This window comes from Bacillus infantis (assembly GCF_008180445.1).
GTDB lineage: Bacteria > Bacillota > Bacilli > Bacillales > Cytobacillaceae > Bacillus_AB > Bacillus_AB infantis_B.
Window position 1 is genome coordinate 461,219 of record NZ_VTER01000003.1, and the last position, 13,632, is coordinate 474,850.

Here is a 13,632-nt window from a genome sequence, read left to right on the forward strand (position 1 = left end):
CCATGTTATCTTTCTTTAAAAAGAATAAACAGGAAAAGCCTGTCAAACAAGGCACTGACAGTACGATATCTTCAAAAGAATTACTGAATGAGACAGGGAATGAAGCGGCTGCAGAAGAGGTGGAAACTGCTCTATCCCTCCACCCGGCCACAAATATTACAGCCGAGCAGCAGTATGTTTTAAGGTTCCTTAATAATGAACTGCCTCCACTTCTGCCGAATCAAATCTCCCTGGCAGGAATTGAGCTGCAGCAGGATGGCGGATCTGTGACAGTTGCCGCATTTGTCCGCAGCAGCCTTTCAAAGGCGGTTGAGTTCAAGAAGACCCACTTATTGCTTGTGGGGCCAGATGAGGAAATTCTAGCACGGAAGGAATTTGATCTTACAGAAATAGGTGAAATACCTGCAAAAAGCAGCCGTCCGTGGAATTTTACTTTTAACAGTTCTGATTTACTGACAGATTCGATCCCTGCAGAAGGCTGGAAGCTTGCTTTTGAAATTCGGAATAATGAGGAGCACAGGCTGGACCTGGATGAGGCCTGGGAGAATAGCTTGAGCAGCAGCGACAAAGAAAAGCTTAAAAAGATGGTTGAGCAAATGGACCCGCCAAAGGTCGGGGAAATCAACTTTATGGGCATTCAGGCAAAAGTTGCTGACAATGAAGATCTGCAAGTCACACTCCTGATCCGGAATGGAAACGACCAGAATGTCATGCTTCAGCAGCTGCCGCTCCAGGTGGAAGACGCCACCTCCGAAGTAATTGCAAAAGGCGGCTTTCAGCTCGACAAGTTTGAACTCAAAGCCAATACAAGCAAACCATGGACATTTATTTTTCCGAAAAGCCTACTATTGAAAGAGAACCCTGATCTAAGCAGCTGGAAGGCTTATCCCCTTCAGCAGCAGGTTCAAACGGAAATTTAAGGTAACCATAAGAAAACCCTCCCTGCCTTCTTTCCCGGCCGGGAGGTTTTTTTCAGCTGACTGAAGAGAATGAGGTGACTATGGCATGTCCATCAGCACATTTATTGCTATATCCTCCACGGGATGATGGTCAGCATTCTGGCCGAAGATGTCAGGCTGCAGCTCTTAACCTTATGGTTTTTTTCACACGCATTTGTATTAAAAAATATTCAAATAAAAGAAAATGAGCACCCATTTAAAATAGGTACTCATCCCCGGCCACAACCATTTATAGTAGTTTACAAAACAGGTTTGTTACATATTTATTTTAACATATAACTTATCATATACAAGTTAAAATATGAAAATATTAGTCCTTATACCATAAAAATGAAATAGGGCCGCAGCTGATGATTACTGGGATTTAACAAGATTTTCAAGTCCGTCTCCTCATGCGGGAAAGAATAAAGCGGCTTTGTTTCAAAGCCGCTTTCCATCACTTATTTCAGATATACTTTCAGCTTATAAGGCTTAATGGTGGCCCCTCGGAAATAATCATTTACTTTGATTTGATAGGTTCCTTTTTTCAGGTTCACGCTTAGTACCTCTGCATCTCCCTCAGGATAAAAATCAGCAGATGATACCAGCTTTCCATTCTGATAAAGAGCAATTTTTCCGTCAGATTCTATTCCGGTTTCCAGCTTGATTTTTCCGCTGCTGTCCTTTTTGAGGGTAAACTCATACCAGTCTTCATCTCCATTTGGCACGCCCGCATTCAAAAATCCGCTGGCCTCCCACATATTGCCCTTTTGCTTCAGTTTAACCGGCTTAGAGGCAATATTGTTCCAGACCTTGTTTCCTGCATCTTCATCCTTCTTATTTGTCGAGGCCAATGTCAGCTTATACGGGACAAGGCTTAACGGAACAGCAGAATCTGTGAAGCTGGAGAGGGCCAGAATATAGTTCTTGCCTTTTTCCGCTTTAAAAGAACCAAACGTGTTTCCATAATCAATGCCTTTTTCGATATATTGGATATAATTATACTCTTCTTCATCCACTTTTCGGTTCTTATTCTTGTCTTCAATGACTGCAACAAATCCATAGAAGCTGCCAAGCAGTTCCTTCGGATATTTCTTCAGGCTTGCCGGCACCTCTTCTTTTTCCAATGTGATTCCATAGATTTGTTCTGATTTGGATTGCAGATAGAATACATCCTGGTCACCCGGCATCGCAAAGTTGCCTTGGACCGTCATGCCAGGCAGATCTTTCACCTTTTCCATCTTATCATTATCCTCATACTTATCCTGAGGATTTTTTACAATCAGCTTCGAAGTGAACTGGAATGGAGAAAAAGAAATCTGATTGCTATAGTAATTTGTATTCACTTTAACCAGATAATTTTCACCTTTTTTCAAGCCGGTATACAGAGATTTATCTGTATCAATGAACATATTATAGCTGATATTTGATCCAATCTGATTCAGATACGTATGCTCTGTTCCTTCTTCATCCTTTTCCTTCACAACCTGATAGATTTCAAGCATCGGTATGTCAGTGCTGTTCAGCATACTAAACTGGTAAATGCCTGTCTCTGACGGTTCGAGCTTAAACCAGTCTTCATCCTCGAACGTCTGCAGGTATCCTGAAGCCGTCCCCCCGATTTTATATGGCAGAGCCATCTCCTGTATTGCTGCCACATAATTTTCGTAAGAATCCTCTTCCGCTGCTGCACGGAAGATATTCCGTTTCTGTTCCAGTGTGCCCAAGCCGATGCTGGCAGATCCGACTTTCTCTTCAGTGCTTCCTTCATCATAGAATGGCAGGCCGTCTTCATCCGGAGGAAGAACTTTTCCTTCAATCTTCACTGAATACGGATAAATGGAAGATTCTATTTCATCATCCTCTTCGAACAGCTCATAGTTCATATAGTAATCATATATTCCATAGTAATTGCTTTTTTTGCTGGAAGTTTTGATTAGATACTCCATGCCAGGATCCGCTGTAAAGGTAAGGACCTCGCCTTCACCGCGCCCTTTCGAATTGACATAATGCATAGGCTCAACAGGTTCCTCGCCTTCAAGGAGTTCATAGATATACTGTTCCTTCTCCTCCTCGCTCATCTCCCCCATATCCCCGGGGAAGATCATGTCAAGAGGATACACGCTGATGGTTGAGTCTATTCCGGCAACACCTGTCGACGTAATTTTAATCACCTGCTGCTCTTCCCCTTCAGCTTTGAAGCTTAAATAGTCATCATCTCCGTTTTCGCCTATGAAGGTCAGGCTTTTCTTGGAGTCATAAGGCAGAGTATCCACTTTTAATGGATTCGCCGCTGTCGACTCGTCCTCCGGAAGGACCGTAAGCTTTTCCACACTCAGCTCGTATTGCGAAAGCTTTTTAGCCGAATCATCATAGCTTCCATTTGCATCTTTTACGCCAATTGCCACAGTTCCTGTGAAAGGCGCTTTTACCAGCTTTCCTTCCGTTTTATTTTCTCTTACTTTATTAACATCTATTATTTCTTTTCCGCCTTTTGGAGAATAGAAATGGATCATCATTTTATAATCATACTGGCTGGAACCGAGCAGGGAAGCCTGGATGTATTCTCCCTCTTTGACATTGAACTTGATCCACTTTTCTTCATTAGGCTTGGTTAAGGCCCCTTTTTTCACAATTTTTTTGCTGCTGTCTACGGTTTCTGCAGCCGTCTGTACTTCTTTTGGCGTTTTTGCTTTATTCACAATGGAAGGAACCTTCTTGATATCAAATTGAAGCGCCTTAACCGGGTTGATTAGACCGCTTCCGAACTTAACATCGTAGCCTGCTGTTCCAAGATCATCGGCCGTGTGCTCCAGGATATATTCGACCTGGGACGGGGTGAGATTTGGATGCTTGGACAAAAGAAGTGACGCAGCTGCAGCTACCATCGGTGAGGCCATTGATGTTCCGCTCAGCGTTCTGAAGGTTGACTTCTTCTCCGGCTCGTAGATGGTGCTGTATACATCAGCCCCAGGTGCAGCTACATCAATCGATGGGCCATAGGAAGAAAAATCTCCTATTTTTTTGTACTTATCTACGGCAGATACGCTGATGACCCCTTCATAAGCCGCAGGGTAGCTGATGGTATCATCACCGGTATTCCCGGCAGCCGCTACAATGGTAATATTTTTTGCGAGAGCTTTTTTCACAGCCTCCTCAATGATTGGCGACTTCATCGGGCCGCCAAGGCTCATGTTGATCACTTTGGCACCACTTTTGACAGCCTGCATAATGCCCTGGGCAATTGCATAGTCGGAAGCACCCCAGCCCCTGTCAAACACATCGATCGGCAGAATCTGGGCATTCGGATTTATCCCATATGCACCTATTCCATTATCTTTTTTGCCGGCAATGATCCCAGCAACATGTGTCCCGTGAAAATCTGGCATTCCCGGATTCATTGGATTGACCGTATTATAGCTTGACAGGAGCTGCCCCTTCAAATCAGGATGGCTGCTGTCAACACCCTGGTCAATGACTGCTACCTTTACTTTATTTTTACCGGCAAGTTTCTGGGCTTTTTCTGCTTGAAGCATTGTTAAATGATAAGACTCCCCAAGCTTAGGATCCTGAAGCCCGAGAGGCTTGTACATAACAGCAGGGCTGACCGACTGGACCTTGCTGTTTTTTTGATATTTGCCAATCACTTCATGAAGCTTCTTTTTATCCTGAACCTTGACCACTGAATAGTTTAAATCAGCTATCTGTTTTATCACAATTGAACCCATCCGCTTGTGCTCTGCCGCTGAGATGGTTCCCTTATATTTAATAATAAGCGTATCTTCACTGACCAGCTGCTTTTCCCCGGCTTCCAGCTTGTCCTTAAGCAGTCGATGATCTTTCAAGCTTGAAGCGATGCTGACCTTTTGGCCCCCGTTAGATTCTGCAAGCACGTTAACCGGAGCAATAACTGCACCCGCCAGCAAACCTGCACTCAGCCCAATCGAGGCAAAGCTTTTCTTCCATTCTCCCATAACTCTTCCCCCTAATAGCTTCTGATTTCTTCTAAACTCTCAACCCTGAATCTGCGCAAAACAGGAATACAAGATTCTTATAAAAAGCTTCATCAGCAGTAAACTGCACAATAGTAAATATATACATACTAAACCAATATATTCCTACTATATAGACGGATGGAAATGAAAAATGTTTCATTTTAAAAATTTTGTTATCAGAGAATGGATAGTGAGCGCCGGGCTGCTTTGTTCCGCTCTGCACTTAATAGTATTTCCTAAAAAAAAGAAGCACCCAAAATGGATGCCTTCTTATTTATTCATAGCCGTTTCACTGCTATTTTCTTTCAGCTGTGCATATTTGAAATTTTTGATCTGCTCTCTCATATTGCTGATTTTCTGGTCGTATACTGCCATAGTTTTAATGCTGTTCCCTTTGCTCATTTCATCAAGCATCCAATCGTTTACATAGGGAAAGTAATGCGATCTGTCCATATAATTGGACACATTGAAGGTTATCTCTGATTCATCCTGGAAATCATAAACTTCCACATTTCCTAAAGAATCAAGTTCTTTAAAGATATCCTTCTTGACCTGAAGCCTGTCTGCTGTAATAACCGGCTTCCCTTCATCTACAACCACATGCCGTGTGATTGGATATGGTGTATAAAAAAAGGTGAATTCTATATCCGGATGCTTCTTAGCCATGTACAGCATGTTGGCGCGGAAGCTTTCCAAATAACTCTCTCTATTATGAGAAGCGGCCGGCGGAGCGGAGATGCCCTCAAGCTGTTCTTTCATCCCGCTGACCGTCAGAGGAGGTTTCTTTTCACCAAATTTGTAATAAGACCGCGGATCTGCATCCATATTTACTGCCTCTTGATTATGGTACTGATAGTCAATTTTCTTTAAGGCATCATAGCTGAGCAGGTACGGCAGATCATTCAAAATATTTCTGTCATAAAGGTATTCAGGAAAAGTAACATCCTTCCTGTCAGGTTCTCCTGCCAGGGAGTCATAATTTATTTCCCAATAGATCCTCTTTATATCCTTTGACTTGACGGCCAGTTCCGCAGCTTTCCTTTGTTCAAGAGCCGATGATCCCGAGATTGAAGCATTGAAGGAGGCAGCATCAAGCTTCCTGTCGATGCTTTCCTCCTTGAAATTATGCGCCATTGAGGTACCGATAAACACAGTATCATAATCGAGATTGCGGATCATCCCTGCCATTTGGTATCTCATATTAAAATTTTTAATGAATGTACGTTTATAGATGCCTTCTTTGTGGTAGTAGACATAAGGATCTGATACATACACCAGTCCCATCAGAATGACAGCCAGGACAATAAATATAAGAGAGAAACCTGTTATAAATCGCTTATACGACATTTCCACTGTCACTGCTCCTTAAAAGTTGAAATATAGGAATTCAGAGATTTTGCCGAGCTGAAGGATCGACACAATTGAAATGATGGCCAGAAAAACCATATTGTACGCTGAAGGCTTGAATCTATGCATCATTTCAAAGGAATTATGTCTTAAAGTCACAATGAATAAGGCCAATATAATCATAATGATGCTCGGTAACGTGTAAAACATAGCCCTGTCAGGCATAAGGTTCAGCCCTGTTAACGGCTCGAGCACTGCTGCTGCTCTTGTCGGCAGCTCAAAATTGATGAACCCAAACATGATTTTCAGCATAAGGACAGCCTGAGCAAAGCTTTCAGCCCGGAAAAATACCCAGGCCATATTGACAAAATTGAAGGTGATAAACCAGGCGATGATTGCCGGCATCTTGAAGCCCTTCCTGCTCCACCACCTGTATACCACAGAGGCAGCCCCGTGAAGGAATCCCCAAAAGATGAACGTCCACCCTGCCCCATGCCAAAAACCGCTCACTAAAAAGATGATCATAATATTGATATAAGTCCGGAACGGCCCTTTTCTATTCCCGCCAAGCGGAAAGTAGATATAGTGCGTCAGGAAACGCCCCAGCGTCATATGCCATCTCCGCCAAAAATCCTGGATATTTAGAGATTTATACGGAGAATTGAAATTGATTGGGAGCCTGATATTGAAAAGCAGGGCAGCACCCGCAGCCATATCGCAATAGCCGCTGAAGTCAAAATAAAGCTGGAACGTATAAGATAAAGAGACGATCCATGACTCCGCAAAATTCAATTCGGCAATCCTGCTGTAGCCATCATTGGCCCATACTGAAAAAGAATCGGCAATCATGACTTTTTTGAATAGTCCAATCCCGAAAATAAAAAGGCCAAGTGCTATATTCTTCGCCTGAAGGCGGCCGCTTCCCTCTTTATGGAACTCTGACATAATTTCACTGTGGTGCACAATCGGACCGGCAATCAGCTGCGGGAAAAAGCTCACAAAAACCATATATTCATGCAGCTTATAGCCCTTCGTTTCATAGCGGTAGCTGTCAACCAGATAGGCGATCTGCTGAAAGGTAAAAAAGCTTATGGCAAGCGGAAGAGCCAGATGAAGCAGCTGGAATGCATTTCCTGCAAATGTATTGAGAGAGGAAAGGAAGAAGTCTGTGTATTTAAAATAGCCGAGCAGGCCGGCATTGAATACAATTCCCAGGGTCAATACAATCTTTCTTTTCTTAATCTCTTCCATTCCCCCAAGACAGGTCCCTATTGCAAAGTTAACCAGCATGGATATCAAAATCAGCGGCAGATAGCTTATGTTCCACCAGGCATAGAAAAACAGGGAAGCTGCGACAATCCACAACTTGGCCGCCGTCCCTTGCTTCATATAGTGAAGAAAAAAATATCCCAAAAAAGCAATTGGCAAAAAATAAAAAATGAATTCATAAGAATTGAAAAGCAATTTGCCTGCACCTCTGTTAAGTTGTAGGTTTTACTGGTCAATTATACTAGATATAAAGGCAGTTGTCATACTTTGCCGAAAAATGCTACGATTGCTCTGCTCGCTGATAAAGCCTGTTTAAAAAGCTTTCTCATCAATGCGCTAAAACATTTTAAGGAGGCTGTAATGCATTTAAGAAAACTGTTTTTTTCGGTATTGATAGGATTCATATTCACTCTTGCCCTCCTGGAGGAAGAGGCTTCAGCCAAGAAGCTGCTGGACGCCCCCCATATAAAACAATTGCCGGAGCTTCCGAGGGGCTGTGAGGTGACAAGCCTTGCCATGATGCTGCTGGACGCCGGGGCTAAAGCGGATAAAATGACATTGGCCAAGCAGATCAAAAAAGTTCCATTTAAACAGAACGGGCTCCACGGAAATCCATACGACGGCTTCGTTGGAAACATGTATACATATTCCCTTCCCGGCTACGGCGTATATAACGGCCCTATAGCAGAGCTTGCAGAAGATTATCTGCCAGGAAGAATCGTTAATTTAACAGGGCTCGCTCCTTCTTACATATATAAAATGATAGATAAGGGTTCTACAGTCTGGGTCATTACCAACTCACGCTTCAGAGCGCTTCCGGCTTCACAATTTCAGACATGGAACACCAGCACAGGGAAGGTCAGCATTACATACAGAGAGCACAGTGTTCTGGTGACAGGCTATGACTCACAGTATGTGTATATCAATGACCCGCTCTATAAAACCAAAAACCGGGCGGTCAGCCGTAAAAACTTTGAAGCTTCCTGGGTGCAGATGGGCAGACAGGCGATCAGCTATTATCCTAAGAACCAACATTTTTTTGCTGATACAATTGGACATTGGGCAGAAAAAGAGATTAATAGATTTTCAGAGCTTGAATACATAAACGGCTATAAGAATGGATTGTTCAAACCAAATGACAGCATTACACGCAGCCAGCAGGCCATCATGACAGCAAGGGTGCTCAATCTTCCTCTCGAGAACAGGAAGAGTCCTTCGTTTAAAGATCTTTCAGTTACGAATACAGAGTACAAAGCTGTTGCAGCACTTGTAGAAGAAGGGATCCTCCAGGACGGGGCAGCCTTTTCCGGCACGAATGCCCTGACCCGGGCAGAGATGAGCAAGATATTAACAATGGCATTTAAGCTCCCGCTGTCTGGAACAAAGCAATTTACTGATGTTTCGGATGCAAGCTGGGCACTGCCATATATACAAACGATTTATGAGTACGGTATCACTTCCGGCTATTCTAATGGCACCTTTAAGCCTAACGACCAGGTGACAAGAGCGCAGTTTTCCGTCTTCCTGACCCGGGCGATGGAAAAACTGTGGTTTACAGATATATATAAGCATTGGGCAAGGGATGATATCAGCATGCTGAAGAGAGAAGGAATAATAAAAGGTGAAAGCAACGGCTCCTTCAGGCCGAATGCCAGCATCTCAAGAGCGGAAGCGGCAGTCATGCTGGACAGGTCAATTGACCTCCCTGAAGCGGTCGGGGTCCAGGCAGCCTTTAAGGACCTCCCTGCGAGTCATTTTTCTCACAGTTCCGTGATGAAGCTTGTCCAGGCTGGCATTCTATCAGACGCTGAAGCTTTCAGGCCAAATGACGAAATGTCCAGGCAAGAATTTGCCAAGCTTATTGCCCTGGGATACAAATTAAACTGCACGCCTGCCGATCCCGTGTTCAGCGATGTTCCGCCCGACCATGGATTTTATGAGGCGATTCAAGCATTGGCACAGAATGATATCACAAAAGGAAATGGCAGCGGCCAATTCTCCCCCGGAAGCGCGATTACAAGAGCGGAATTTGCAAGTCTCCTGGCGCGCGCCTATAGGAAATAAAAAAAGGAACACCTCTATTTAATTTGGGAGGTGTTCCTTTTTTAAGTTATTTTATGCTGCTGCCGTCTATTTCAGCTGGGTCAGCTGCTTAGTGCATCAGCGACCGGCTTATCTGCTTAAAATCCTGTACAGGAATAGTGCATACTGTCCTCTGTTAACCGTGTCGCCAGGCCTGAAGGTATTATCATCAAAACCTTCAGTCACCTTGTTGGAAATCAATGAGCCCACCGCTTCATAAGCAAAGCTTGAAGGAGGCATATCAGAGAATAGAATAGGCGCAGTGCCTGTAAGCTTAAATGCCCGCTGCAGGATTACGGCCATTTCCGCCCTGGTCAGTTTGGCATTCGGATCAAAGCGATTTCCTTCCTTCCCTTTTATGACCCCGGCAGCCGCAACAGCGGAGATTTCCTTGGCATAACGGTATTCCTTCGGTACATCCGCAAACCCTGCGTAAGGGGCATCAGCTGTATTCAGCTTCAGTGCCCTTGCTATCAGCAGCGCTGCATCCAGCCTTGTTAATGATGCTCCCGGCCTGAAAGTTCCATCATTATATCCATTAATGATTCTCCCATCTGTCAGAAAAGCAACAGAATCAAAGTATGGTGAACTGTAGCCGACATCGGAGAACTTGGCCAGCTCTTCCACTACAGTGATCGGGATTTGCTTCACTGCGTTCCCATAAGAAGCTGTTATCACTCCGGTTCCCGCTTTCGTTGCTTTTACTATATTCCCGGAGACCTCCCCGATTGTACTGCTCAGTTTCAATTTGGAAGGATCTTTCGGAAGCGGATTATAAAATTGGTCAAGAACACTGGTTATATTGACAGCTACAGATGATCCTTTCACAATTTCCCCTGAAGCGGATAATGCCGCATTCAAGTATTTTGGCTCTGAAAGAGGAGCAGTGCTGATTGCCTGAAGGGAAGTGGATACAGCCCTTTCCCTGCCATCAGACGGCTTATTCATCAGAGTGGCCAAGTCATTGCCGTTTTTGCGGGCGATGATGGCTGTACTCCCGCCTCCATCCAAATTAAGAGCTTTATAGGCTCCCAGCTTCACAAGATATTGTGCGAACTCAGTAAGGTTCATCCCCTTGCTTTCTGCCAGCCTTCCATCCACAGTCACCAGGAATACTTTACTCATCGTTTTATCTATGGCCACAGCAGTTCGGGGGGCCCTTTCCCTTGCCCTTGTGCTGTTAGGATCCATTCCCAGATCGACCTTGCCATTATTGACAAGAAGCGGGCCGCTCGCCAGCATATATTCAGAGTTCTTCCATTTATCATCAATATTGATGGCAATCTCTACGGTATCCCCGGGCTTCATTTCTTTTAACGCCGGCAGGCTCGTACCGTGGGCAGAAAGAACAAATCCGTCTTCCGGGATTTTGGTGTTCGTGATGTCGCCGTGTGCGCGGATCTGGCTGACTGTGCCTGTAATCACATCACCGAACTCAAGGTCCCTGTTTTTAGAAGCATTGGAGAAGACGACTTCCATCCCATATTGGTTTGTATTCGTATAGCCGTTTGCGTATTCCGGCGTAAACAAAATAAGGTCATCATAATTCCTTATTTTATTCATGCTGGTAATATTCACTGTACGGTTATTATGAACAGCAGACATCGAAAGATTGAAAGACTCAATCTGCGGCTTTCCCTGACTGTTGATGCCAAAAGCCACAGGCTTGTTGACATACTGATCAGAGCCTGTCGCGATGATCCCTGTATTCATTACTTTATTACGGTATGAAATCAGGTACATCGGCAACTTTGTGCTCATGTCAAAAAAAGATCCATTAACTGCACCTACCACACGATTTCCTTCTCTATGATTAAGCTTCGCCTGAGCAGAAACAGTTGAGATTGTATTTAGCGGCAAAGGTATGGAAAGATCAAGCTTTGTATACGGATCTGCCGTATTTACTTCAAGCAATTTAATAGATTGATTATAGGAATTAATAACCTCACGATTTTCCTTATACTTCACTCCAGGTGAAACCTGGAATTGTTCAGCCTCTGCGGCCGAGGCAGCCATGCCCGGAGCCAGGAAGGAACCAGCCTGTACAGCAAGCGCGAATGACAAACAAACAGAAATCAACTTCTTTTTCTTTAACACAATTTGCCCCCTTGATTTATAAAATGTACCAATTTATGTATCTACCATATAGTTTTACCATATTTTCATAGATTTTGTCGATTGAACTCGGAATAAAACATTTGGTATATTATGGTTTGCTGGGTGCGGGTTAATGTCTTTACAACAAAAAAGCCGCAGCAGCGGCTTCTTTCTTGTTACTGAACTTTTACATTTAAAGTAAGAGTTGTTGTGTTGTTAGACTGATCTGTAAAAGGAGCTTCCAGAACATAATTTCCGGCTGGGATGACATCATATTTTGGGTGATCGATCAGCTTCCATTTGCCGTCCGTAAGAGTCAATGTTCCCCAGTTGGCTCCTTCGCCTGCTTTTGCAGCCTCAACATCTGTGCTTTTCAGTGTTACTTCAACCTGTGTTGCAGAAATGCTGTCGACAACTGTCATTTCCATAGCATTGAGATTAGCATTACCATTCGATGCAGGAAGAACAACTGAGGCAGCAGTCCCCCCATTAAAATCAAAAGCTACCGGAGCAGTTACCCCTTCGAGTGTGACCGAACCTTTCCCTGCTGATGGCGGCGCAAAATCAAATGCTGTTTCCACGTCATCAACATACAGCCATCCCTGCTTCCCTGCCAAATCGTTATGTTCTACTGTTAACGTCTTGCGGTCAGCCGATAAAATCAATTTAGAAGGCTTTAGCTCAATGACAAAGTCACCGGCGAGCTCAACATCTACATAGAAAAGGCCATATACATCTTTAGCACTGTAATCCTCAGGAGCTGCTTCATCCAAAGCTATAGTAAATGAAGTTGAATTAATTACGGTGACTTCCTCAGCAAGCGGCATGTACATATTCTCAAATACCGCTTCGTAGGTTTTATATAGCAAGTTAACGAACTCGCCCCTGGTAATCTTCAAGTTGGTTCCGAATGAATCTTTTGTTTTCCCGTTTGTAATTTCAGCGCCGTAAATGGCTTCAATATAAGGGCCGAAGACACCAACAGCATCCGTGAATGGAGTGTCAGCCGCAAAATCCTCCAAGCCAAAACCTAGCACAAGAATCTTCGCCATAGCTCCTCTTGAAAGCGGTTCGTTCGGAGCAAATGTCTTTTTATCTTTTCCAGAAATGATGCCTTCAGCAGCTAAAGCGTTGACAGCGCCTTCAATCCTCGGGATTAGATCCGTAAATCCTGCATCAGGTGCATTTTTTGTATCTAAATCAAGGGCATTAGCCATGATGACCGCAGCATCGCCTCTTGTAAGGTTCAGATTTGTACCAAACTCAGTATCAGACTTTCCCTTAATAATGTCCGCTAAATAGAAAAAGGTAACTGCTTCATCATAATTAGAGCTGACATCCTTAAAATTATGAAATTCTGATGCTGAAGCTGCCGGAGCAACTGCTGCTACGGCTATTGCAGCAGTTGTACCTGCAGCAGCAAATTTTTGAAATGCGTTTGCCATGTTCTTGTTTCCTCCTGTTAGAAACTACTAAGTATGATTGCGCCCTCGTGCTTTATATAAGCATAAAAGGGTTTGCAATGATATCTTAACAAATTTAAAGATTTTGTAATACATGTAAATAATACCTGTTATTTATTCCATTATTCTCTCGGATTAATTAATTATGGCAAAAAAAAGACAGTTCAGTATAATCTTGAACTGTCTAAGCTTAGCTGGAGGTATCACTTCTGTTTCCAGAATCCAGCGGAAAAATTTCAATTAGTTTTTTTTGGAGATCCTTGATAAATTCTTCTGTTGATAGCTGGCTGTCGCTTGTCCCGCTCTTATGCGCCTCTTTCAATATATCAAAGAAGTATTTTTGTTTTTCAGACATTTCCATATACCTTCCAATTCGTAATATCTATTACTATAAAGGAACAGCGCGGCAGTGTAAACAACAAACAGATTACAAGTGTATAT

8 protein-coding genes are annotated in these 13,632 nt (G+C 43.6%); 2 read left to right on the forward strand and 6 right to left on the reverse strand.

Annotated features, from left to right (window positions below; genetic code table 11):
- Positions 1-2 precede the first annotated feature (2 nt).
- The gene (locus FZD51_RS07030; protein ID WP_148974093.1) at positions 3-920 is read left to right on the forward strand and encodes an accessory Sec system S-layer assembly protein; all 918 of its coding nucleotides are present in this window, start codon (positions 3-5) and stop codon (positions 918-920) included.
- Between the two features lie 479 nt (positions 921-1,399).
- Here the strand turns inward: FZD51_RS07030 and FZD51_RS07035 are convergent, their stop codons facing one another.
- The 3 genes from FZD51_RS07035 to FZD51_RS07045 form a co-directional block, all read right to left on the reverse strand.
- Positions 1,400-4,912: a S8 family serine peptidase gene (locus FZD51_RS07035; protein ID WP_148974094.1), complete on the reverse strand. Its 3,513-nt coding sequence runs from the start codon at positions 4,910-4,912 to the stop codon at positions 1,400-1,402.
- A 291-nt stretch (positions 4,913-5,203) separates the two neighbouring features.
- The gene (locus tag FZD51_RS07040) at positions 5,204-6,286 is read right to left on the reverse strand and encodes a hypothetical protein (RefSeq protein WP_148974095.1); all 1,083 of its coding nucleotides are present in this window, start codon (positions 6,284-6,286) and stop codon (positions 5,204-5,206) included.
- Positions 6,287-6,298: 12 nt separating this feature from the next.
- Positions 6,299-7,744 (reverse strand): MBOAT family O-acyltransferase, encoded by a 1,446-nt coding sequence (locus FZD51_RS07045; RefSeq protein WP_148974096.1) that lies wholly within the window; start codon positions 7,742-7,744, stop codon positions 6,299-6,301.
- Between the two features lie 165 nt (positions 7,745-7,909).
- On the opposite strand from FZD51_RS07045, the gene FZD51_RS26850 reads away from it, so the two are divergent.
- On the forward strand, positions 7,910-9,613 hold the full coding sequence (locus FZD51_RS26850) for an S-layer homology domain-containing protein (protein ID WP_148974097.1): 1,704 nt from the start codon (positions 7,910-7,912) through the stop codon (positions 9,611-9,613).
- A 108-nt stretch (positions 9,614-9,721) separates the two neighbouring features.
- Here the strand turns inward: FZD51_RS26850 and FZD51_RS07055 are convergent, their stop codons facing one another.
- The 3 genes from FZD51_RS07055 to FZD51_RS26070 form a co-directional block, all read right to left on the reverse strand.
- A complete protein-coding gene (locus tag FZD51_RS07055) occupies positions 9,722-11,728 on the reverse strand; it encodes a phosphodiester glycosidase family protein (protein WP_148974098.1) in 2,007 nt (668 codons plus the stop codon).
- Positions 11,729-11,904: 176 nt separating this feature from the next.
- On the reverse strand, positions 11,905-13,173 hold the full coding sequence (locus FZD51_RS07060; protein ID WP_148974099.1) for an S-layer homology domain-containing protein: 1,269 nt from the start codon (positions 13,171-13,173) through the stop codon (positions 11,905-11,907).
- Positions 13,174-13,381: 208 nt separating this feature from the next.
- Positions 13,382-13,546, reverse strand: a complete 165-nt coding sequence (locus FZD51_RS26070; RefSeq protein ID WP_156917022.1) for a YwzD family small protein — start codon at positions 13,544-13,546, stop codon at positions 13,382-13,384.
- Between the last annotated feature and the right edge of the window lie 86 nt (positions 13,547-13,632).

What these genes read in the sequence shown, in the direction of transcription:
- FZD51_RS07030 (WP_148974093.1), top strand. Translation starts at nt 3, where the DNA reads ATGTTATCTTTCTTTAAAAAGAATAAACAGGAAAAGCCTGTCAAACAA.
- FZD51_RS26850 (WP_148974097.1), top strand. Translation starts at nt 7,910, where the DNA reads ATGCATTTAAGAAAACTGTTTTTTTCGGTATTGATAGGATTCATATTC.
- FZD51_RS26070 (WP_156917022.1), bottom strand. Translation starts at nt 13,546, where the DNA reads ATGTCTGAAAAACAAAAATACTTCTTTGATATATTGAAAGAGGCGCAT.
- FZD51_RS07035 (WP_148974094.1), bottom strand. Translation starts at nt 4,912, where the DNA reads ATGGGAGAATGGAAGAAAAGCTTTGCCTCGATTGGGCTGAGTGCAGGT.
- FZD51_RS07060 (WP_148974099.1), bottom strand. Translation starts at nt 13,173, where the DNA reads ATGGCAAACGCATTTCAAAAATTTGCTGCTGCAGGTACAACTGCTGCA.